Here is a 21678-nt window from a genome sequence, read left to right as displayed (position 1 = left end):
GATCAGACCTTTGGATAATTAGTCAGTTTCGCCGGGACGCCGCTGATCGAGCCTGCGCCCATGGTCATGACGACGTCGCCGTCGCGCACTACGTTCATGATGGTTTCCGGCATATCGCCGATTGCCTCAACAAAAATCGGTTCCGTCTTGCCGCGTGCGCGCAAGGCGTGCGCCAGCGCGCGGCCGTCGGCCGCCACGATAGGCGCCTCGCCGGCGGCGTAGACCTCGGCCAGCACCAGCACGTCGGGCGTGCCCAATACCTTCACGAAGTCCTCGAACAGGTCGCGCGTGCGGCTGTAGCGGTGCGGCTGGAAGGCCAGCACCAGGCGCCGGCCCGGATAGGCGGCGCGCGCGGCGCCGGTGGTCACTTCCATTTCCAGCGGGTGGTGGCCGAAATCGTCCACCAGCGTGAAGCTGCCGCCGCCGGGAATGGCGACCTCGCCGTACTTGGTGAAGCGGCGGCCGACACCGGCGAATCCGGCCAGGCCGGCCTGGGTGGCGCTATCCTCGATACCGATCTCGCGGGCGATGGCGATCGCCGAGCAGGCGTTTTGCACGTTGTGCATGCCGGGCTGGTTCAGCACCACGTCCAGGTCCGGATAACCTTCCTGGATGACGGTGAAATGCATCTCCACGCCGACCGCGCGGGCGTTCACGGCGCGCACTTCCGCGTCCTCGTGGAAGCCGTAGGTGGTCACCGGCTTGGTCACGTGCGGAATGATCGAGCGCACGTTGGCGTCGTCGATGCACAGCATGGCGCGGCCGTAGAACGGCAGGCGGTGCGTGAAGTGGACGAAGGCCTGCTTGAGCTTTTCGAAATCGTGCTCGTAGGTTTCCATGTGATCGGCGTCGATGTTCGTGATCACCTCGATCATCGGCGTCAGGTTCAGGAACGACGCATCCGATTCGTCGGCTTCCGCCACCAGATATTCGCCGCTGCCCAGTTTCGCGTTGGCGCCGGCGGAAGTCAGGCGGCCGCCGATGACGAAGGTCGGATCGAGGCCCCCCTGGGCCAGCACCGACGCCACCAGGCTGGTGGTGGTGGTCTTGCCGTGGGTGCCGGCGATGGCGATGCCGCGTTTGAGGCGCATTAACTCGCCCAGCATCACCGCGCGCGGAACGATAGGGATCTTGCGGCTGCGCGCCGCCACGACTTCCGGATTGTCCTGTTGTACAGCGGTCGAGGTCACGACGGCGTCGGCGTCGCCGATGTTTTCGGTCGCGTGGCCCTGGAACACTTTCGCGCCCATGTCCGCCAGGCGCTGGGTGACAGCGTTGCTGCCCAGGTCCGAGCCGGAGACGGTGTAGCCGAGCGTGAGCAGCACTTCGGCGATGCCGCTCATGCCGCTGCCGCCGATGCCGACGAAGTGTATGTTCTGTACTTTATGCTTCACTGCTTAACCTTTAACCTTTACCGATTGTTCCAATACCTGGGCGATCGATTCGTTCGAATCGCGTTTGCCGACCTTGTGCGCCGCCGTCGCCATCATCAGGCAGGCGTTGCGGGTCAGCGTTTCCAGCAGCGTCGCCACACTTTGCGCGCTCATTTCCGTCTGCGGCATGTGGATCGCCGCGTTCTGCTTCGCCATCCACTGCGCGTTGTCGCGCTGGTGGCTGGTGGTCGACGCCACCAGCGGCACCAGCACGCTGGCCACGCCGGCGGCGGTCAGCTCCGACACGGTGATCGCGCCGGCACGGCAGATCACCACGTCGGCGCTGCTGTAGGCGGCGGCCATGTCGTCGATGAAATCGACCACATTGGCCTGCACGCCAGCCTGCGCGTACGACGCGCGCAGCGCATCGATGTTCTTCTTGCCCGACTGGTGCGTCACCAGTGGACGCTGTCCGGCCGGGATCAGCGCCAGCGCGGCCGGCAGGTTGTCGTTGAGCGCTTTCGCGCCCAAACTGCCGCCGACCACCAGTATCCGCAGCGGACCTTCGCGCCCGGCGAAACGCTGCTCCGGCGCGGGCATGTCCAGAATCTCCTTGCGCACCGGATTGCCGGTGACGACCGCCTTGCCGGCGGCCTTGCCGAAATCGGCCGGGAAGCCGAAGCACACGCGGTCCGCGAACGGCACCAGCGTCTTATTCGACAACAGCAGCGCGGCGTCGGCATTGACCAGCACCAGCGGCACGCCGCCCATGCGCGCCATCAGGCCGCCCGGCACCGTCACGTAACCGCCCATGCCCAGCACCACGTCCGGCTTGCGGCTGCCGATGTAGCCGCGGCAGGCGATGAAGGCCTTGACCATCTTCAAAGCGCCGCCGAGCGAGTGCTTCAAGCCCTTGCCGCGCATGCCGGTGAAATCGATGCTGTCCATCGCGATGCCGTGTTTCGGCACCAGTTCCTGCTCCATGCCGGCCGAGGTGCCCAGCCAGGTCACGTCCCAGCCGCGCGCGCGCATCGTCTGCGCGATCGCCAGGCCGGGGAAAATGTGGCCGCCGGTGCCGGCCGCCATGATCATCAACTTTTTCATAATCTGCCACCGCGCATCAGGACCCGGTTCTCGTAGTCGATCCGGAGCAGGATCGCGAGTCCGACGCAGTTAATCACAACACCCGTGCCGCCATAGCTCATCAGCGGCAGGGTCAGGCCCTTGGTCGGCAGCAGGCCAAGGTTCACGCCCATGTTAATAAACGTCTGCACGCCGATCCAGATGCCGATGCCCTTGGCCGTCAGGCCGGCGAAGGTCTGGTCGATGGCGATGGCCTGGCGGCCGATATCGAAGGCACGCTTGACGATCCAGTAGAAACAGCCGATCACCACCAGCACGCCCACCAGGCCCAGTTCCTCGCCGATCACCGCCATCAGGAAGTCGGTGTGCGCCTCCGGCAGGTAGTGCAGCTTCTCGACGCTGCCGCCCAGGCCAACGCCGAAGATCTCGCCGCGTCCGAAGGCGATCAGCGAGTGGGTCAGCTGGTAGGCCTTGTTCAACGCGTTGTCCTCTTCCCACGGATTCAGGTAGGCGAAGTAGCGCTCGCGGCGGAATTTCGACAGCGCGATGATCGATCCGAAGATCGCCACCAGCATGACGCCGATGCCGCCGAACCAGATGGCGTTGATCCCGCCCAGGAACAGGATGCCCATCGCGATGCAGACGATCACGCCGAACGCGCCCAGGTCCGGCTCCAGCAGCAGCAACAGGCCGACGAAGCCGACCGCCGCCGCCATCGGCATGAAGCCCTTGGTCAGCTTGTGCATGTATTCCTGCTTGCGCACCGTGTAGTCGGCGGCGTACAGCACCGCGACGACCTTCATCAATTCCGACGGCTGGATCTTGATCACCACCAGCGACAGCCAGCGGCGGCTGCCGTTGACGACCGAACCGAGGCCTGGAATCAGCACCATCACCAGCAGCACCAGCGTGGCGATGAACAGGTAAGGCGCCGCCTTCTGCAAAGTCGATATTCGGGTACGGAACACGAACAGGCCGATGATCAGCGAGACCACGACGAACATCGCCTGGCGCTGCAGGAAGTACGTGTTCTGCCAGCGGATGTAGTTGGCGAACTTGGGCGAATCGGGCAGCGAGATCGAGGCCGAATACACCATCACCATCCCCAGCAGCATCAGCAACAGGGTGACCCAGACCAGCGGCTGGTCGTACTCCATCATCTTCGATTGCCGCGCGCGGCTGTCTATCGACGGAACCGCCGATTTCGCGCCAAAACGGAACGGCATCTGGAGCGCCATCAGATCTCCTGTCCGTTGTCGAGGGCGATATCGCGCACGGTGTCGATAAACACCTGGGCGCGATGCGCGTAGTTCTTGAACATGTCCATGCTGGCGCAGGCCGGCGACAGCAGCACGGCGTCGCCGCCCTTGGCCAGTTCGGCGGCGCGCTTGACGGCCAGCGGCAGGTCGGTGCCGCAGTCCTCCAGCTCAACACCGGACGGCTCCAGCGCGGCGCGCAGCAGCGGCGCGTCGCGGCCGATCAGCAACACGGCGCGCGCGTAGCGCGACACCGGTTCGGCCAGCGGCGCGAAGTCCTGGCCCTTGCCGTCGCCGCCCATGATCACCAGCAGGCGCTGGTCGGCGCCGGTGAAGGCCTTGCCCAGGCCATTCAACGCGGCCACGGTGGCGCCGACGTTGGTACCCTTGCTGTCGTCGTAGTATTCGATTTCGTTGATCGCGCCGACCAGCTCCACGCGGTGCGGCTGGCCGCGATACTCGCGCAGGCCATGCAGCAGCGGCGCCAATGGCAGATCGATCGCGCGGCACAGCGCCAGCGCGGCCAGCGCGTTGGCGGCGTTGTGCACGCCGCGAATCTGCAGCGCGTCGGCCGGCATCAGGTTCTTGACCATGCACTCGACCGGCGGTGGCGGCGAATCGTTCTTCTTGCGTTTTTTCGGCTCGGCTTCCTCTTCGGACGGAATCGCCGTCGCCAGCCACAACACGCCGCGCTCGTTGTTCAGGCCGAAATCGTCGCGCAAGGTTGGCGCGTCGGTGCCGAAGGTGACGTTCTGGCCGGTGGCGCTGGCCATGCGCATGACGGTGGCGTCGTCGCGATTGAGCACGCGCACGGTGTCCGCAGCGAAGACGCGGTGCTTGGCGGCGGCGTAGGACGGCATGTCTCCGTGCCAGTCCAGATGGTCCTGGGTCACGTTCAGCACCGTCGCGGCATCCGGCTCCAGCGTGAAGGTGGTTTGCAGCTGGAAGCTGGACAGCTCAAGCACCCACACCTCCGGCAACGCGTCTTCGTCCAACACCCGGCGCAGCACGTCCAGCGCCGCCGGGCTGATATTGCCCGCCACGCGCACGCTCTTGCCCGCGCGCTCGCACAGCTGGCCGACCAGGGTGGTGACGGTGGTCTTGCCGTTGGTACCGGTGATGGCGATGATCTTCGGCGTGTAGGCCCGTTCCTTCTCCAGCGCTTCCAGCGCCTGCGCGAACAGTTCTATCTCGCCCCAGACGGGGATATTCGCCGAGGAGGCCGCCGGGCCGATATCGGCCAGCTCTCGGTATGGCGCCAGGCCGGGACTGACGGCGACGAAGTCCACGCCTTCCAGCAGCGAAGCACTGAATGAGCCAGATCCGGGACCTGCGACGAATTCGACGTCGGCGATCGCCTCCTTCAACGCCGGCAAACGCTCCGGCGACTCACGGGTATCGGCAACGCGCACGCGCGCGCCGCTGCGGGCGAGCCACAGCGCCATCGCCAGGCCCGATTCTCCGAGCCCCAGTACCAGTGCGTTTTTGCCTTCGTAGATCATCAGCGCAGTTTCAAAGTAGAGAGTCCAACCAGCACCAGCATCATCGTGATAATCCAGAAGCGAACGACGACCTGGGTCTCTTTCCAGCCTTTTTGTTCAAAGTGGTGGTGCAAGGGCGCCATCAGGAACACGCGGCGGCCGACGCCGAAACGCTTCTTGGTGTACTTGAACCAGCCCACCTGCATAATCACCGACACCGTCTCGGCGACGAAAATACCGCCCATGATGAACAACACGATTTCCTGGCGCACGATCACCGCGATGGTGCCCAGCGCGCCGCCCAAGGCCAGCGCGCCGACGTCGCCCATGAACACTTGCGCCGGGTGCGTGTTAAACCACAGGAAGGCCAAACCCGCGCCGGCCAGCGCGCCGCAGAAGATAATCAGTTCGCCCGCGCCGGGAATGTGCGGAATGAACAGGTACTTCGAATACGTCGCGCTGCCGGTCAGGTAAGCGAACAGTCCGAGCGCCGAACCGACCATAATCGTCGGCATGATCGCCAGGCCGTCCAGGCCATCTGTGAAGTTAACGGCGTTGCTGGTCCCGACGATGACACAGTATGTCAACGCGATAAAACCCCACACGCCCAACGGATAGCTGATGGTCTTGAAGAACGGGACGATCAAGTCCGCCTTCGGCGGCAAATCCATCTGGAAGCCCGACTGCACCCACGCGAAGAACAGCTCGAACACCTTGCCGGCGTTGGGCGCGGACACCGAGAACGCCAGGTACAGCGCGGCGGCCAAGCCGACCAGCGACTGCCAGAAGTATTTTTCCGCCGAGCGCATGCCCTCCGGGTCCTGGCGCACCACCTTGCGGTAGTCGTCAACCCAGCCGACGGCGCCAAAGCCCAGCGTGACGATCAGCACCGGCCAGATCAAACGGTTCGACAGGTCGCACCACAGCAGGGTCGATACGCCGATGGAAATCAGCAGCAGCACGCCGCCCATGGTCGGGGTGCCGTGTTTTTTCAGGTGGGTCTGCGGACCGTCGGTGCGCACGGCCTGGCCGTACTTCATCGCGGTCAGCTTGCGGATCACGGCGGGACCGGCGCACAGGCCGATCAACAGCGCCGTCGCCGTCGCGAAGACGGCACGGAAGGTAATGAAGTTGAAGACCCGCAGGGGGCCGATCTCGTCCTGGAAAAACTGTGCGAGCCAGAGCAGCATGATTAGTGACTTTCCTTGTTAGCTTGTTGCGATCCAATCAAATGCTGCACGACCCGTTCCATTTTCATGAAGCGGGAGCCCTTGATTAATACGGTTGCATTCGGTGCGACGGCTGCCTCCACGGCAGCCAGCAAGTCGCCGAACTGTTCAAAATGGCGAATGGCGCCCCCCTTCATGTGGGATGCCAGTTCGCCGGTGACCAGCACCTGTTCGATGCCTTTACTGTGCGCGTAAGCGCCTATCTCTTCGTGAAACTCGCGGCCTTGCGTGCCGACTTCTCCCATGTCGCCCAGCACCAGCACACGCGGCGCGGCCGCTTTCGACAGCACGTCGATGGCGGCGCGCACCGAATCCGGATTGGCGTTGTAGGTGTCGTCGATGACGACGGCGCCGTTGGCCGCGGCCTTCTTTTGCAGACGCCCACTGACCGGAGCGAAGGTATCGAGTCCCAGCTTGATCTTTTCCAGCGCGATGCCGGCGGCGTACGTGCATGCCACGGCGGCCAGCGCGTTGCGCACATTGTGTTCGCCAGCCGCCTGCAGGTTGACGAAGAACTGTTCCGGCTCCACGCCCTCGGCCGCGCGGATGGTGATGAACATCTCGCTGCCGAAGTCTCCGGCACGGAAGGTGCAGCTGACCTCGGCGTCCTTGGTCAGGCCGAAGCGGATCATGCGGCGCCCCGCCGACAGCTCTTCCCATATCGGCGTGAACTCGTCGCCATGCGGGAACACCGCCACGCCGTCGGCAGGAAGGCCGGCCAGCACGGCGCCGTTCTCGCGCGCCACCGCTTCCACCGTATGCATGAATTCCTGGTGTTCGCGCTGGGCGTTGTTGACCATGGCGATGGTCGGCTCGGCGATGGCGACCAGGCGGCCGATCTCGCCCGGATGGTTCATGCCCATCTCGATGACCGCCGACTGCTGCTTCGCTTCCATGCGGAAGAGCGTCAGCGGTACGCCGATTTCGTTATTCAGGTTGCCGCGCGTGGCCAGGCGGCCTTCTTCGCCATGGGCGGCGGCCAGGATCGCCGCGATCATTTCCTTGGCCGTGGTCTTGCCGTTGCTGCCGGTGACGCCGATGACCGGCACGGCGAACTGGCGGCGCCAGTGATTGGCGATCTGCCCCAACGCCGTCAAAGTGTTCGGAACGACGATCGCCGGCAAGGACCAGCCTTCAGGAAGTTCCTCGACCACGACTGCGGCGACGCCCTTCTCCGCGACCTGCGCGAGGAAGTTGTGGGCGTCGAATACTTCGCCGCGCAAGGCGACGAACAAAGAACCTGCGGATACATTGCGGCTGTCGGTCGACACGCCTGCAAATACAACTTCACCCGAATCGGCAACCAGCCGCGCGCCCGGGAGGGAAGGCAGAATCTGTGCGAGTGCTGCACGCATCAATTCGTCCTCATCATGGTTAAACGGGCCGACAACGCCAGCTGCGCGTGGTCGACATCGGAGAACGGCAGTTTCTTGCCCTTGATTTCCTGGTACGGCTCATGGCCCTTGCCGGCCAACAGAATCACATCCGGCTTGGCGGCGTGCTTGATCGCCGACAGGATCGCGGCGGCGCGGTCGTCCAGGGTCTGCACCGTCGATGCCGGATTGTTCATGTCCATGCCGGCGACGATCTGCTCGATGATCGAATGCGGATCTTCGCTGCGCGGGTTGTCGCTGGTGACCAGCACGTGGTCGGCCATCTGCGCGATCTTGCCCATCTGCGGACGCTTGCCCGGATCGCGGTCGCCGCCGCAGCCGAACACGCACCACAGCTGCCCGCCACGGTCGCTCGCCACGGCGCGCAGCGCCACCAGGGTTTTCTCCAGCGCGTCCGGCGTGTGCGCGTAGTCGATGACGATCATCGGCGCGTCCTGTCCGCCCACCTGCTGCATGCGGCCCGGTGCCGGCAGCAGCGCCTCGACCGCCTCGATGGCGGCGCGCAAGCCCAGGCCCTTGGCCAGCATCGCGCCCATCACGCCCAGCGCGTTGCTGATGTTGAAGTGGCCGACCAGTTTGGTTTTGATCAGCGCCACGCCCAGCGCCGACTCCAGATGGAATTCGGTGCCGGCGCTGCGGGTGCTGCGGAACTGGCTGGCGCGCAGCATCAGCACACCGTCGATGTCCGGCTGCGCGGCGGCGTCCCGCAGGGTGTAGCCGATCAACGGAATGGCGCCACCCAATGGCGCCTTCGACTTCAGATGCGCGATCAGGCGCAAGCCCATCGGGTCGTCCAGGTTGACGACGGCCGTCTTCAGGCCGGGCCAGTCGAACAGTTTGGTCTTGGCCGCTTCATACGCCGCCATGTCGCCGTGGTAGTCCAGGTGGTCGCGGGTCAGGTTGGTGAACAGCGCGACGTCGAAATGCATGCCGGCCAGGCGGCCCTGTTCCAGGCCGATCGACGACGCCTCGATCGCCAGCGACTTCGCGCCCTGGTCGCGCAAGTCGGCCAGGGTGCGCGCCAGCAGCACCGCGTCCGGCGTGGTGTAGCCGGTGACGTCGTATTCGACCTGGCCGCGCGCGCGGAACACGCCCACGCCCAGCGTGCCGATGACGGCGGCCGGTTCGGCGCCGCGCGACAAGGCCTGCCCCAGCCACACCGCGCTGGAGGTCTTGCCGTTGGTGCCGGTGACGGCGACGGTGAACATCGCCGCATCCGGTTGCTGGTAGAACGCGTGGGCGATCAGGCCCGCTTGCTGCTTAAGATTGTCGACGGCGAGATACGGCACGCTCCAGCTGTCGTTCCAGGTGAAGCCGGCCGGGTCCAGCACGATCAGGGCCGCGCCCTGCTCGATGGCGCCATCAATGAAGCCACGGCCGTCGACGGCGGTGGCCGCGTCGGCTGCGAAAGCAAAAAACACATCGCCCAGCTTGATGCGGCGCGAGTCCGACGCCAGCTGGGCGCCAGGCGCCAGCTTGCGGATCGCCGCCGCGATGGCCTGGAAATCGGCCGACGGGTCGAAGTTAAAAGTCGTCACATGTTCTCCTGTGCTGCTGACTCAGGAATGATGATATGGGTCAGGTCCGAATCCGGCGCCACGTTCTTGGCGCGCAGGGCCTGCGCCGCCAGGGCCGAAAACACCGGGCCGGCGACGTCGCCGCCGTATTTCAGCGGGCCGCTCGGTTCGTCGATCATGACGGCGATGATGAAGCGCGGGTCCGACATCGGCGCCATGCCGACGAAGTTGCCGATGTATTTGGTGTGCGAGTAGCGCCCGCCGATGAATTTTTGCGCGGTCCCGGTCTTGCCGCCCACGCGGTAGCCCGGCACCTGCGCCTTGACGGCGGAGCCGCCGGGCAGGGTCACCATTTCCAGCATTTCGCGCATTTCGGCGGCGGTTTTCGGGCTGATGACCTGGGTGCCGTGCGGCGCCTCGTGCACCTTCTGGAACGACAGCGGAATGATGTCGCCGTCGCGCGCCAGCACCAGGTAGGCGCGCGCCAGCTGGATCAGCGACACCGAGAGGCCCTGGCCGAAGCTCATGTTCGCGTGCTCGATCGGGCGCCACGATTTATATGGGCGCACGCGTCCGGCCACGGCGCCGGGGAAGCCCCACTTGGGTTGCTGGCCGAAACCGAGCTTGGTGAACATCTCCCACAGGTCCTGCGGCGTCATCGACATGGCGATCTTGGTGGTGCCGATGTTGGACGACTTTTGAATGATGGTCTGGACGTCGATCGTGTGGTTCGCGTGGGTATCGTGGATCACGCGGTCGCCGATGACCATGGCGCCGTTGCCGGTGTCGAACATGGTGTGCGGGGTGATCTTCTTCGCTTCCAGCGCCATCACCACCGGGAACGGCTTCATCGACGAACCCGGCTCGAAGGTGTCGGTCATGACGCGGTTGCGCAGCTGTTCGCCGGTCAGCTTGGAGCGGTCGTTCGGGTTATAGGTCGGATAGTTGGCCAGCGCCAGCACCTCGCCGGTGTGCACGTCCAGCACCACGGCGGCGCCGGCCTTGGCATTGAACTTCTCGACGGCGTCCTTGATCTGGGTGAAGGCGATGTACTGGATCTTGCTGTCGATCGACAGCGTCAGGTCCTTGCCGTCGTGCGGCTCGCGGATCGATTCGATGTCCTCGACGATGTGGCCCAGGCGGTCCTTGATCACGCGGCGGCTGCCCGGCTGGCCGACCAGGGTCTTCTGCTGCGCCAGCTCCATCGATTCCTGGCCCACGTCTTCGACGTTGGTGAAGCCCACCACGTGGGTCGTCACTTCGCCCTGCGGGTAGAAGCGCTTGTATTCCTTGCGGGTCTGCACGCCCTCGATGCCCAGCTTGACGATCTTGTCGGCCACGTCCTGCTCGACCTGGCGCTTCAGATAAACGAAGCCACGGTCCGAATCGAGTTTTTTCTGCAGCTCGGCGTTGCTCATGCCGAGCAGCTGCGCCAGTTGTTTGAGCTTGTCGGCCGGCGCGTTCTGCACGTCGTCCGGGATCGCCCAGATGGCCTTGACCGGCACCGACGACGCCAGCACCTGGCCGTCACGGTCGGTGATCTTGCCGCGCGTGGCCGGCAGGTCCAGCGTGCGCGCGTAGCGGATCTCGCCCTGCTTTTGCAGGAATTGGGTCGACACGCCCTGCAGCCACACGGCGCGCGCGGCCAGCGCGAAGAAGGCGAAGAACAGCACGAACAGCACCACGCGCGAACGCCACACCGGCAGGCGCACCGCCAGCACCGGGTTCTTCGAGAACGGCACGCCCTTGGAGCGTGCTACGCGCGAGGTGTTCGCATTGCTGCCGCGGCTCATTTCGATCCTTCCGGCGTCAGGTACTGCGTGCGCGCGGCGGTCAGCGGCGTCATGCCCAGGTCGCGGCGCGCGATCTCCTCGATGCGCGCGTGCTTGCCCAGGGTCGACTGGTCGAGCTGCAGCTGCGCCCACTCGATATCGAGCTGGCGCGCCTTCGCCTGCGAGCGTTCCAGCTCGATGAACAGGTGGCGCGCCTGGTACTGCGCGTTGACGACCGACAGGCCGCAGCCCACCAGCAGCGCCGCCAGCACCAGGTTGATCTTGCCGCTCATGCCGCCCCCACCGGAATAGGCAGGCGGCGCGCGACCCGCATCACCGCCGAGCGGGAACGCGGATTGGCGTCGACTTCGGCGTCGGACGGCTTCATCTTGGACAGCAGCTTGAGCTCCGGCTGCGGCAAATCGACCGCGCGGATCGGCAGGCGCCGGTCCGGCTGTTCGACATTGGCCTTGGACGCGAAGAAGCGCTTGACCATGCGGTCCTCCAGCGAATGGAAGCTGATGATCGCGATGATGCCGCCCGGCGCCAGGCTGGCGTAGGCCTGGTTCAAACCGACTTCGAGGTCTTCAAGCTCTTTATTGATGAAAATCCGGATAGCTTGAAATGTGCGGGTTGCCGGATCCTTGCCCTTTTCCCGAGTCTTGACCGCGCCTGCCACGATGCCGGCAAGCTGTCGTGTGGTTGAAATTGGTTCGATTGCCCGGCGAGCAACAATCGCCTTTGCAATCTGAAAAGCAAACCGTTCTTCCCCATATTCTTTGATCACCTTTTCCAGTGTCTGTTCGGTTTCTGTGGCGAGCCACGCCGCCGCCGACATGCCGCGCGTGGTATCCATGCGCATGTCGAGCGGGCCATCGTTACGGAAGCTGAAGCCGCGCGCGGCGTCGTCCACCTGCGGCGACGAGATGCCCAGGTCGAGCAGGATGCCGTCGACCTGGCCCACGCCGCGTTCGGCCAGCGCCGCCGTCATCGTGGCGAAGCTGTCGTGGACGATGGTGAAGCGCGGATCGTCGATTTGTTCGGCGGTGGCGATGGCCTGCGGGTCCTTGTCGAAGGCGATCAGGCGCGCGTTGGCGCCCAGCCTGGACAGGATCAGGCGCGAATGGCCGCCACGGCCGAAGGTGCCGTCGACGTAGACGCCGTCGGCGCGCGCGCCGTCCAGCGCGAGGGCGTCGACCGCTTCGTCAAGCAGCACCGTGCGATGCTGAAATTCAGGCACCGATGTTGATGTCATCACGGGACCTTAGAAAGAGAAATTGGCGAGTACATCGGGGGTGCCGGCTTCAATCGCCTGCTGCTCTTTTTCCGCCTGCTTGGCGGCATCCCAGATTTCGAAGTGGGAGCCCATGCCCATCATCATGACTTCGCGCTCCAGGCCGACGGCGGCCCGCAGTTCCGGCGAGATCAGGATGCGGCCGGCCGTGTCCATTTCGACGTCGGTGGCGTAACCGAGGAATATCCGTTGCCACGCGCGGGCCTGCATCGGCCACTGGGCAATCTGTTGACGGTGCTGTTCCCACACCGGGCGGGGGAACAGCATGACGCAGCCATCGGGGTGGCGGGTCAGGGTGAGGCGGCCTTCGCATTGGATCGAGAGCGCGTCACGATGCTTGGCCGGGATAGACATCCTGCCTTTTGCATCGAGATTGATTGCGGACGCGCCTTGAAACACGGGATTACCTTTTGACCTCAGTAGGGTTAGCGGAGCATGAGCGGCGACCTTCCGGTTTCATCTCCCCCGCCGCTAAGTCAGGAGAAATTTCCCACAAAAAGACACTTTTTCACACAGATGCCCACTTTAGAGGATGGGAGAATAGCGGTCAAGCGCTTTCAGGCAAACGAAACAGGGATTTTAGTAATGAAATTAAGGACTTAGCGCAATTCCTTGAAGCCAGCTAGAAATAAAATAACTCAACAAATTAAGTACTTATCGAGGAATGTGAATGTGCTACCTCATCTGCACACATGTGTATGCATGCACTAAAGCGGTGAAAATGAATTCTCAAAATAATTGAAATATTTACATATAGTTGCAAAGCGCCAACATTGATGTGTCATATTGACAACTGATCAATAGATCCACGAGTGGCGCTGAAAGTGGCGTGATTTGATAGGGGAATGGTCGGATGTCGCGCCAGCAGCGCGATGACGAGGAGTATGAAACCTTTTAATAACTGCAACTTCGATTTTGCTAGTCGGCAATGGCCTGATGACCAATGCATTTTCAGCAAGCAATTTGTCTATACAAATTTCAGACTGCCGCACTGCACCAAAAACGTCATTATACGCCTGCGCCGGGGTGCAATTCCAGCGCGAATTGACGCAAAAACCGTCAACTTCCGTAACAAAAACATAATTCCTGTTGCCTGCGGCTCAGACCGCCCACCCCTTGGAACGATCCACGGCGCGCGCCCATCCCTCCATCAGCGCGCCGCGCCGGTCGGCGCCCATGACGGGGTCGAAGCGCCGCTCGCAGGTCCACTGGGCGGCGACCTCCTCGCGGGTCTGCCAGAATCCCACCGCCAAGCCGGCCAAGTGGGCCGCGCCCAGCGCCGTGGTCTCCGTCACCCGTGGGCGCACCACCGGCACGCCAAGCAAATCGGCCTGGAACTGCATCAGCAGGTCGTTGCGGGCGGCGCCGCCGTCGGCGCGCAGCTCTGTCAGCGGAATATCCCGGCTCGACGCCGCCACATCCTTCTGCATGGCCGCCATCAGCTCCGCGCTTTGGTAGGCGATCGCCTCCAGCGCCGCGCGGGCGATGTGGGCGCGGTTGCTGCCCCGGCTCAGCCCCACCAGCGCGCCGCGCGCGTAGGGGTCCCAATGCGGCGCGCCGAGGCCGACGAAGGCCGGCACCATGAACACGCCGCCGCTGTCGGGCACACTGGCGGCCAGCGGTTCGACATCGGACGATTTCCCGATGATGCCAAGGCCGTCGCGCAGCCACTGCACGGTGGCGCCGCCCATGAAGACGCTGCCCTCCATCAGATACTCGGTGGCGCCGTCGACCCGCCAGCCGACGGTGGTCAGCAGGCGGTTGTGCGACACCACCGGATGCTCGCCCAGATGCATCAGCATGAAGCACCCGGTGCCATAGGTGTTCTTGGCCATGCCCGGCGTATGGCAGGCCTGGCCGAAGGTGGCGGCCTGCTGGTCGCCGGCGATGCCGGCCACGGCGATCGGCGCGCCGAACAGCGAGGCCTTGGTCATGCCGATTTCCTCGCTGGACGACACCACCTGCGGCAGCATCCGCTCCGGTATGTCGAACAGCTGCAGCAAATCCTGGTCCCAGCGCATCAGGTGGATATTGAACAGCAGCGTGCGCGAGGCGTTGCTCACGTCCGTCACATGGCGCCCGGTCAGCTTGTACGCCAGCCAGCTGTCTACGGTGCCGAACGCCAGCCCGCCCTGGCGCGCCCGCTCGCGCGCGCCTGGCACGTGGTCGAGCAGCCATTTCAGTTTGGTGGCGGAGAAGTAGGAATCGAGTTCGAGGCCGGTGATGTCGGCGATGCGCCCGGCCTTGCCGTCGGCGCGCAGCGCGTCGCAGGTGTCGGCGGTGCGGCGGTCCTGCCAGACGATGGCCGGCGCGATCGGCTCGCCCGTCTTGCGGTCCCACACCAGGGTGGTCTCGCGCTGGTTGGCGATGCCGATGGCGAGGATCTGGCGGCTATCGACTTGATTGTCGTGCAAGACCTTGCGGGCGACGGCCAGCTGGCTGTTCCAGATGTCGTTGGGGTCGTGCTCGACCCAGCCGGGCTGCGGGAAATGCTGGGGATATTCGGCCGCCGCGCTGCCGCAAATCTGGCCCTGGTGGTCGAACAGGATGGCGCGCGAACTGGTGGTGCCTTGATCCAAGGCCAGTATGTATTTTTTCATCGGCAGGTCCCCAGGTCGACGCGGTATGCGCGTCGGTCCCGCGGCGGCCGCGAATGTCTATATTAGTTGAAGCAAGCCGATAGGCCGGATTTTGTTACGGCGCGGGAGAACCCGCGCTATGACAGCCATTCCTCTAGGCGCTGGATTACTCCAGCGCTCAAGCTTCCTACCCGCACGCTCCGCGAGCAGCATCATCGCGTGCCTATTTGGAATTGCACCAGGTGGAGGTTACCGCGTTTCACCGTAACTTAATACGCTCGTCTCTGTGGCCCTATTCCTCGCCTTATACCTTGGGCTTGCGCTTGCGGCTTTCGGCGGACGGCCGTTAACCGTCACCCCGCTCTATGGAGTCCGGACCTTCCTCCCGCCAGGCATTACGCGCTGGCCAGCGGCTGTCTGGCTTGCTTCAGGCGGTATTGTACCAGTCGGCCCGGTAATTCTATAATTTGATGTCGCCATTTGAAAAGCGCCGCCGCCGGCCCGGCCGTAGAATCATGCTACCCATACCCTAAAGGCGAGAACATGACGCACCCAACCCGCACCGGCGGCCAGATCCTGGTCGACACCCTGAAGATCCACGGCGTCGACACCGCTTTCGGCGTACCCGGCGAAAGCTACCTGGACGTGCTCGACGCGCTGCACGACTCCGACATCCGCTTCATCATCAACCGCCAGGAGGGCGGCGCCGCCTTCATGGCCGACGCCTACGGCAAGATGACGGGCAAGCCGGGCATCTGCTTCGTCACGCGCGGCCCGGGCGCGACCAACGCCTCGATCGGCGTGCACACCGCCTACCAGGACTCGACGCCAATGATCCTGTTCATCGGCCAGGTCGGCAACGACTTCATCGACCGCGAAGCCTTCCAGGAAATCGACTACCGCCGCATGTACGGCCAGATGGCCAAGTGGGTCGCGCAGATCGACCGCGCCGAGCGCATTCCCGAATACCTCGCGCGCGCCTTCCAGGTCGCCACCAGCGGCCGTCCGGGCCCGGTGGTGCTGGCGCTGCCGGAGGACATGCTGATCGACACGGCGGCAGTGGCCGACACGCGCGCCTATCAGACGGTGCAGGCCTCGCCGTCGGCGGCGCAGATCGACGTGCTGCGCGCGATGCTCGCCAGCGCCAAAAAGCCGCTGGTCCTGCTGGGCGGCGGCGGCTGGAATGCGCAAGCCTGCGCCGACCTGCAACGCTTCGCCGAAGCCAACCACCTGCCGGTCAGCTGCGCCTTCCGCTTCCAGGATTTGCTCGACAACGCCCACCCGAACTATGTCGGCGATGTCGGCATCGGCATCAACCCCAAGCTGGCGGCGCGCGTGCGCGAGGCCGACGTGATCCTCGCCATCGGCCCGCGCCTGGGCGAGATGACCACCGGCGGCTACGCCTTGATTTCGGCGCCGGTGCCGGCGCAGCGGCTAATCCACGTGCACGCCGACGCCGAGGAACTGGGCAGCGTCTATCAGGCGGAATTGATGATCAACAGCGGCATGCCGCAGATCGCGGCCATGCTGGCGGCGATGGCGCCGGTCGACGCCGGCGCGTGGAGCGCTTCCGTGGCCGAGGCCAGGGCCGATCTGGCGGCATGGCAGTTGCAGCCGGCGATTTTCCAGGACGGCAAAGCGCCGCTGGACTTGTGGCAGGTGGTCCAGCAGATCGACAAGATCGCCCCGCACGACACCATCATCACCAACGGCGCCGGCAACTACGCCACCTGGGCGCACCGCTTCCACAGCTACGGCGGCATGCGCACCCAATTGGCGCCGACCAGCGGCGCGATGGGCTACAGCGTCCCGGCCGGCGTCGCCGCCAAGATCATCGACCCCAAGCGCACGGTGATCACCTTCGCCGGCGACGGCGAATACATGATGAACGGCCAGGAGCTGGCCACGGCGGTGCAGTACAAGGCGGGGGTGGTCATCATCGTCTTCAACAACGGCATGTTCGGCACGATCCGCATGCACCAGGAGCGCGACTATCCGGGACGGGTCTCGGGCACGGAGCTGCACAATCCCGATTTCGCCGCCCTGGCGGCGGCGTATGGCGCGCACGGGGAAGTGGTCGACAAGACGGCGGATTTCGGCCCGGCGCTGGAGCGCGCGCTGGCACACGCCAACAGCCGCAATCTGCCGGCGCTGATCGAGCTGCGCTACGACGGCAACCTGATCACGCCCGGCGCCACGCTGGAAACAATCCGCAAAAACGCCGAAGCGGCCAAGAAAGCATAGCGCGACGGCGGCGCGCCGTTCCAACCCGTAGGCGTTTGACGCTAAGCATGCGTCACCGCTTAGGGGTCGTACCCAGCGGGGTACGACCCCGCATGGGGGGCGGGTTTGCCAGCTTAAGGCGCCGCCTGCGTCCCCGGCGCCTCCTCCACCTTCTCTTTATCCTTCTTCGACTGCGGACAAACCTTGCACGTGCCGGCCTTGCGTCCGAAATCGGTCACCAGCGGCAGCCGCATCGGCACCGCCTCGTCGCCGCAATAGCCGCCGTCGAGCACCAGGGTCCTGCCGCCGTCGGCGATCTTGCCGCTGATCGTGCGCTCCTCCTCGTCGGGCGGACGCACGGTGAAATACATCTGCCGCCCACGCGGATCGATATTGACGTCGCTGGCCACCACCGGCCAGCTCAAGCCGCCAGCCGTGTACTCGTACAGCACCGTGTCGACCTCCGCGAAACGCTGCAGCGTGATGCGCTGGCCGCCGAATTCGCCGCTCTCGGCGTTGATGCACAAATCGGAAAACACCACCATGCCGTAGCGCGGCAGGCCGGCATTGGCGGACGGCTTGCGCACCGTCTTGGGCGCGGCCAGCACGGCGCACGAGGCGATCAGCATGGCGCCGGCGAATACGGCGCGTCGTTTCATCATCATGGTCGTCGTCATCAATAAAACCGCTTTCAGAAAAGAACAACGGCTGCACCAGGCAGCCGTTGTTGATACTAACTCTGAATGAACAGATTAGAAGCTGTGTTTCACGCCGATGTTGAAGGCCTTGTCGCCCGAGCCAACTTCGGTGTTGTTGCCAACGGTGTAAGCTGCGCCGTTTTTGTTTTTGATTTTAGCGTACGCCAGGTAAGCGCTGGTGCGCTTCGACAGGTTGTACGAGTAGCCAACGCCCCACTGGCTTGCATCGTTGTTAGCGACTTCTTTGTCGTTTTTACGGATGTACGAAGCCATCACCACGCCGTTACCGGCTGGAACGGTTACGCCGACCAGTGCGTCAGCGCTGTCTTGCGAAGCGACTGGAGCAACGGTGTAGCCGAATGGGTTGGTGGCGTTAGCCAGAGGCGCGCTGTTCTGGCCCTTGTCCTGGCTGTAGGCTGCGAAAACTTTAACGACTTTGAAGTCGTAGTTAGCGGCCAGCAGGGTGTTGTGGCCGATGCTGTTGGTTTTGACGGTAGCGGTGTCGTTGTTACGGTTGTTGTAAGCGACAGCAACGTTCAGAGGACCGTTGGTGTAACCGATCGACGCGCCCAGTTGACGCTGTGCTGCGGAGTCGTCAGCAACTTCACCCAGGCTGTACGAAGCAGCAGCCGAGAAACCGTACAGCGATGGGGTCTTGTAGACAACACCGTTGTCGGCGCGGGTCATGGCGCCAGCAACCGGGAACAGGTTTTTAGCGGTACCAGCGTAGCCCATTGCGAACGGGTCAGCCACGTCGCGCAGGGTTTCGTAGTAAGGGGTGTACTGACGACCGATGGTCAGGGTACCGGCGGTCTTCGAGCTCAGACCAACATAGGCTTCGCGGTTGAACAGGCGGTTGTTGGTGTTGTCCAGGGTACCGTCGTCGATTTTAACGCCGGCTTCCAGCTTGAAGATCGCGCTCAGACCGCTGCCCAGGTCTTCGGTGCCTTTGAAGCCGATACGCGAAGCCGAAGCCACGCCGCTCTGTACTGCAGTCTTGTTACCAGCAGCACCGCCACGCTCGGAGGTCAGGCCGGCATCGACGATACCGTACATAACGACGTTCGATTGCGCCATAGCTACGTTGCTCAGGGCGCCCAGGATGGCGATGGAGATCAGGGATTTTTTCATTACGTGTTTCCTTCAGTTGTGTTGCTGTAAAAAGGTATAGCTAGTAGTGCGGCTAAATACGGTGCTTATCGGCGTCACCAGCAGGCGCCGTATGTGCGTGAGGGCAAACTCCCCAGCTGCCACTGTGCGGTCCCATCAGGCGGAACGCGTTCACTTAAGTTGCGGCCGATTTAATCGACGCTCGCAGGTTCGCGGCACTCAAACGCACCGGAGGCGGCACTATACTGATGCTCGACGACTCCATCAAGTGCAAAAACGTTCATGGTGCAACGTCCTCGTCCTTGTCAGATTTTCAAAACATCCGTATTTTAACGCATCGCAATATTTCATGCCGAGCAAGCGAACTAGCCCAGTTTTCCGCACGATGAACTTCATGCAGCAACCCGTTTTGCGGGCCGCCCTAGTGACAAATGCAAGATCAATGCATGCGTACTACATCGTTGTCGGACCAAGTAAAAATAGCCACTTTGCTATTTCTGGCGCTATTTTATACTGAAGCTCCCGGAGGAACCTCTGCACTCAATGGTAATAAGCTAACAACCCGCGACAATGTTTGGCATGGAAATACAGCAAAATAGCCGCTAAACCAATTATGATCATAGTGTTACAGGAGTAAACTAGTCATAAATTCTGTCCGTGGAGCAACTATTGCGATGCATCAGGAATTTGTAAGAAATTGCTACCTGTTGCACATAAACGACACATAGCGCACCAATCCGACACATTGTTGCCCCAAAGAAGGGAGCTGGCGGCTGGCGCCAGCGCCCTACCCCGCATGAGCAAAACTCATATCACGCGCGCCGGCGCACCGGCATCGGCAGGCGCGCGGACGGTACTTCGCGGCTGCCGGCGGGCACCGCGCGCAGCGCCGGACGGTCGGCCGGCGCCGGTTCCAGCCGGAACACCGCCACCAGCCCGGCCAACGCGCCGGCCTGTTGCTGCATGCTGTGCGAGGCGGCCGTGGCCTCCTCCACCAACGCCGCGTTTTGCTGCGTCACCGCATCCATCTCGGCGATGGCCGCGTTGACCTGCTCGATGCCGGCCCGCTGTTCCTGGCCGGCCGAGGTGATCTCGCTCATGATATCCGTCACGCGGCGCACGCTGACGACCACCTCCTCCATCGTTGCGCCGGCCTGCTCGACCAGCTTGCTGCCGGCCTCGACCTGATCGACCGAATCGCTGATCAGTTCCTTGATTTCCTTGGCCGCCGCCGCCGAGCGCTGGGCCAGGTTGCGCACCTCGGACGCCACCACCGCGAAGCCGCGCCCCTGCTCGCCGGCACGGGCCGCCTCGACGGCCGCGTTCAAGGCCAGGATGTTGGTCTGGAAGGCGATGCCGTCGATCACGCCGATGATGTCGACGATCTTGCGCGACGACTGATTAATGGAACCCATCGTGTCAACCACCCGCGACACCACGGCGCCGCCCTTTTGCGCCACCGCCGAGGCGCTCAGCGCCAGCTCGTTCGCTTCGCTGGCGCTGGCCGCGTTCTGCTGCACGGTGCTGGTCAGCTCCTCCATCGACGCGGCGGTCTCCTCCAGCGAACTGGCCTGCTGCTCGGTGCGCGACGACAGGTCGACATTGCCGGCGGCGATCTGGCCGGACGCGGTGGCGATGGTGTCGGTGCCGGCGCGCACCTGGCCGACGATATCGGCCAGGCTGTCGCGCATCGACTTCATCGCGAACAAGAGGCTGTCGCGGTCGTTCGGACGGGTCAGCACCTCGACCGTTAGCTGGCCGGCGGCGATCTGGCCGGCGATCCGCACCGCGTAGTCGGGCTCGCCGCCGAGGCGCTTGACCAGCCAGTTGGTGATCGACATCGCGCCCAGCGCGCCCAGCACCACGCTGCCGGCCAGCAGCGCGATGATCCACAGGCGGGCCGACGCGTATGTGGTGTCGCCGCGGCTGGCCGCGTCGATGCCGCCGTCGCCGTACAGCTTGACGAGCTTGTCGATCTGGCCGCGCAGCGACACGATCAGCTTGTTCGACTCGCCGCGGATCAGCGCCTTGGCGGCGGCGTCGTCGCCGGCGCGCATGGCCGCGCGGATCTTGCCATCCTCCACCATATAACGGTCCCACATCGACAGGAAGCCGTCATACAGCTGCCTCTCCTCCGGGGTGGCGATCAGCTTGACGTACTCGGCCTGCATCTTGCCCAGGTCGACCAAGTCGTTGGCGATCACCTTGTCGTACTTGTCCATCTCGCCGGGGTCGCCGGAGATGATGTACTGGAATTCGCGGGTGCGCACGCGCGCCACCTGCGCCTTGAGATCCTGCACCACGCGCATCGCCGGCATCCAGCGCGACGACAGCTCGGACGCGGTGGCGTTCACTTGTGCCAGCTTGGCGATCGAGAACATGCCGACCACTGCGGTCAGCAGCAGCACGGCGGCGAACGCCATGCCCAGTTTGGTGGCCAATTTGAGGTCTTGTAGCCATTTCATAATTTTGATTCCTTAAAAGATGTCGTTCACGCGGGCGGGGTTTCGGCGCGTCGAAACGAGGCGGCATCACGACGCCGCATCAGCGTTAGCAAGAACACAACTAAGCTGTAATTTCCACAAGGCAATATGCTACTCTATTGCAACATTTCTTGCTGGGAACGTTAACTCGCCATCGGCGACGATGGTGCCGATCCGCTGGAGACC

At 63.8% G+C, this 21678-nt stretch carries 16 protein-coding genes and 1 other RNA gene; 1 reads left to right on the top strand and 16 read right to left on the bottom strand.

The genetic code is table 11. The annotated features are described in order from the left end of the window. Positions 1-2: 2 nt before the first annotated feature. The 13 genes from murC to rnpB all read right to left on the bottom strand — a co-directional run bounded on the left by murC (position 3) and on the right by rnpB (position 15407). The gene (gene murC / locus MRBLMU1_RS12420) at positions 3-1394 is read right to left on the bottom strand and encodes a UDP-N-acetylmuramate--L-alanine ligase (RefSeq protein WP_363501716.1); all 1392 of its coding nucleotides are present in this window, start codon (positions 1392-1394) and stop codon (positions 3-5) included. A gap of 3 nt (positions 1395-1397) precedes the next feature. Continuing rightward, complete coding sequence (murG, locus tag MRBLMU1_RS12415; RefSeq protein ID WP_363501714.1) at positions 1398-2477, bottom strand: undecaprenyldiphospho-muramoylpentapeptide beta-N-acetylglucosaminyltransferase; 1080 nt, start codon at positions 2475-2477, stop codon at positions 1398-1400. Beyond that, positions 2474-3694 (bottom strand): putative lipid II flippase FtsW, encoded by a 1221-nt coding sequence (gene ftsW / locus MRBLMU1_RS12410; protein WP_363501711.1) that lies wholly within the window; start codon positions 3692-3694, stop codon positions 2474-2476. Before ftsW ends, murG begins: the two co-directional genes overlap by 4 nt. Further along, complete coding sequence (murD, locus tag MRBLMU1_RS12405; RefSeq protein ID WP_363501708.1) at positions 3694-5214, bottom strand: UDP-N-acetylmuramoyl-L-alanine--D-glutamate ligase; 1521 nt, start codon at positions 5212-5214, stop codon at positions 3694-3696. The genes ftsW and murD overlap by 1 nt, the downstream gene beginning before the upstream one ends. Further along, the gene (gene mraY, locus MRBLMU1_RS12400) at positions 5214-6383 is read right to left on the bottom strand and encodes a phospho-N-acetylmuramoyl-pentapeptide-transferase (RefSeq protein ID WP_363501705.1); all 1170 of its coding nucleotides are present in this window, start codon (positions 6381-6383) and stop codon (positions 5214-5216) included. The genes murD and mraY overlap by 1 nt, the downstream gene beginning before the upstream one ends. A gap of 2 nt (positions 6384-6385) precedes the next feature. After that, positions 6386-7777: a UDP-N-acetylmuramoyl-tripeptide--D-alanyl-D-alanine ligase gene (locus tag MRBLMU1_RS12395; protein ID WP_363501702.1), complete on the bottom strand. Its 1392-nt coding sequence runs from the start codon at positions 7775-7777 to the stop codon at positions 6386-6388. Beyond that, positions 7777-9354, bottom strand: a complete 1578-nt coding sequence (locus MRBLMU1_RS12390; protein ID WP_363501699.1) for a UDP-N-acetylmuramoyl-L-alanyl-D-glutamate--2,6-diaminopimelate ligase — start codon at positions 9352-9354, stop codon at positions 7777-7779. The genes MRBLMU1_RS12395 and MRBLMU1_RS12390 overlap by 1 nt, the downstream gene beginning before the upstream one ends. Further along, positions 9351-11126: a peptidoglycan D,D-transpeptidase FtsI family protein gene (locus MRBLMU1_RS12385; RefSeq protein WP_363501696.1), complete on the bottom strand. Its 1776-nt coding sequence runs from the start codon at positions 11124-11126 to the stop codon at positions 9351-9353. Before MRBLMU1_RS12385 ends, MRBLMU1_RS12390 begins: the two co-directional genes overlap by 4 nt. Next, positions 11123-11398 carry a cell division protein FtsL gene (gene ftsL, locus MRBLMU1_RS12380; protein ID WP_363501693.1) on the bottom strand — a complete coding sequence of 92 codons (276 nt, stop codon included), beginning with the start codon at positions 11396-11398 and terminating at the stop codon, positions 11123-11125. The genes MRBLMU1_RS12385 and ftsL overlap by 4 nt, the downstream gene beginning before the upstream one ends. After that, positions 11395-12360: a 16S rRNA (cytosine(1402)-N(4))-methyltransferase RsmH gene (gene rsmH, locus MRBLMU1_RS12375; protein WP_363501690.1), complete on the bottom strand. Its 966-nt coding sequence runs from the start codon at positions 12358-12360 to the stop codon at positions 11395-11397. Before rsmH ends, ftsL begins: the two co-directional genes overlap by 4 nt. A 9-nt stretch (positions 12361-12369) precedes the next feature. After that, positions 12370-12798 carry a division/cell wall cluster transcriptional repressor MraZ gene (gene mraZ / locus MRBLMU1_RS12370; RefSeq protein WP_090316576.1) on the bottom strand — a complete coding sequence of 143 codons (429 nt, stop codon included), beginning with the start codon at positions 12796-12798 and terminating at the stop codon, positions 12370-12372. A gap of 701 nt (positions 12799-13499) precedes the next feature. After that, positions 13500-14999, bottom strand: coding sequence for a glycerol kinase GlpK (gene glpK, locus MRBLMU1_RS12365; RefSeq protein ID WP_363501685.1), 1500 nt, complete (start codon positions 14997-14999; stop codon positions 13500-13502). 64 nt (positions 15000-15063) lie between these two features. Beyond that, positions 15064-15407, bottom strand: an RNA gene (gene rnpB, locus MRBLMU1_RS12360) — RNase P RNA component class A. A 114-nt stretch (positions 15408-15521) separates the two neighbouring features. On the opposite strand from rnpB, the gene MRBLMU1_RS12355 reads away from it, so the two are divergent. After that, positions 15522-17222: a thiamine pyrophosphate-binding protein gene (locus MRBLMU1_RS12355; RefSeq protein ID WP_363501682.1), complete on the top strand. Its 1701-nt coding sequence runs from the start codon at positions 15522-15524 to the stop codon at positions 17220-17222. 113 nt (positions 17223-17335) lie between these two features. On the opposite strand, the gene MRBLMU1_RS12350 is transcribed toward MRBLMU1_RS12355, so the two are convergent. From MRBLMU1_RS12350 to MRBLMU1_RS12340, 3 genes are all read right to left on the bottom strand, one after another. Next, a complete protein-coding gene (locus MRBLMU1_RS12350) occupies positions 17336-17866 on the bottom strand; it encodes a hypothetical protein (protein ID WP_363501679.1) in 531 nt (176 codons plus the stop codon). A gap of 87 nt (positions 17867-17953) precedes the next feature. Further along, positions 17954-19030: a porin gene (locus MRBLMU1_RS12345; RefSeq protein ID WP_363501676.1), complete on the bottom strand. Its 1077-nt coding sequence runs from the start codon at positions 19028-19030 to the stop codon at positions 17954-17956. 791 nt (positions 19031-19821) lie between these two features. Further along, on the bottom strand, positions 19822-21474 hold the full coding sequence (locus tag MRBLMU1_RS12340; RefSeq protein WP_363501673.1) for a methyl-accepting chemotaxis protein: 1653 nt from the start codon (positions 21472-21474) through the stop codon (positions 19822-19824). Positions 21475-21678 lie beyond the last annotated feature (204 nt).

It is taken from the genome of Burkholderia sp. LMU1-1-1.1, from assembly GCF_040675865.1.
Lineage (GTDB): Bacteria > Pseudomonadota > Gammaproteobacteria > Burkholderiales > Burkholderiaceae_D > Rugamonas.
This window is presented reverse-complemented; position numbering and strand designations above follow the sequence as displayed.